Here is a 1,133-nt window from a genome sequence, read left to right as displayed (position 1 = left end):
CCTGCGCCGCTCGGTGACCTGGGACCGGGGAACCGAGATGTCCGGCTATGACCGGATCCAGCTCGAGCTGCAGGCACCGGTGTATTTCTGCGACCCGCACTCACCCTGGCAGCGCGGCACGAACGAGAACACCAACAGGCTCCTGCGGCACTGGTTCGCCAAATCCACCGACCTCTCCGGCTACACCGCTGAGGACCTCAAAACCATCCAGGACAAACTCAACCGCCGACCCCGCCCAACCCTGGACCTGCAAACCCCCGCCCAAGCACTCAACCAAATGCTGCAACAGGCAGCCTAACCCCCACGTTGCACCGACCACTTGACTCTGCCGCCGCTCAGCCCACCAGAGGTGCGCAAAAGTTCCCCGGGGGTTACCGGGTCCGGGCCGCGGACTGGTTGTCTGTCGCGGGGACCAGGCTCTCGAGCACGTGGATCAGCCGGTCCTCGAACCCCTTCCCATGGGTGTCCGTCAGGTTGGCCAGCATCCGCACCACAAACCGCATGAGGACCGGGATCGGCATGCCGGTCCGGAGCGCAAGGCGCAGGATGGCCGGCTTGCCGATCAGCCCCGCAAAGATCCGCCCGAGCGTGAAGTGACTCCCCCACTGGTCCCGGATGTAGGGTGCGTAGCCGGAGAGCACATTGTCCCGCGCGAGTCCGGGCGCAACCGACAGGGACCGCTCGATGAACTCGGCCGCATACCGCGCGGACTCCATGGCATAGGAAATCCCCTCACCGTTGAACGGCGACACCATCCCGCCGGCATCGCCGAGCAGCAGCATCCCGGGTGAGTAGTGCGGGGTCCGGTTGAATCCCATGGGCAGCGCAGCCCCGCGGATCTCCCCCACCTGGTTCTCCGCAGTGAACCCCCAGTCCGCGGGCATCCCGGCGGTCCAGTCGCGCAGCACCTGCTTGTAGTCGAGCTTCCCGAACGACGCCGAGGAGTTCAGAATCCCCAGCCCCACGTTCGAGGTACCGTCGCCCACACCGAACACCCAGCCGTACCCGGGCAGCGGCTTGCCGGAAGCATCCGGCAGCTCGAGCCAGCCTTCCATCCACGGATCCTCATGCCGGGGGCTGGTGAAGTACGTGCGTACTGCAACGCCGAGCGGCCGGTCGTCGCGCTTGGCCAT

Annotated in this window: 1 protein-coding gene and 1 pseudogene; one reads left to right on the top strand and one right to left on the bottom strand. The window is 66.5% G+C overall.

Annotated elements, in window-relative coordinates:
- The coding region (locus X803_RS0112410) for an IS30 family transposase (protein ID WP_026545379.1) at positions 1-298 on the top strand (298 nt) is incomplete at its 5' end.
- 73 nt (positions 299-371) lie between these two features.
- On the opposite strand, the pseudogene X803_RS19730 reads toward X803_RS0112410, so the two are convergent.
- Positions 372-1,133: pseudogene (locus X803_RS19730) on the bottom strand (FAD-dependent oxidoreductase); the annotation flags it as partial.

Origin of the sequence: Arthrobacter sp. 35/47, assembly GCF_000520475.1 — a bacterium.
Classification (GTDB): Bacteria; Actinomycetota; Actinomycetes; order Actinomycetales; family Micrococcaceae; genus Arthrobacter_D; species Arthrobacter_D subterraneus.
Note: the sequence above shows the minus strand (reverse complement) of the source record. Positions and strands in the feature narration are given on the sequence as shown.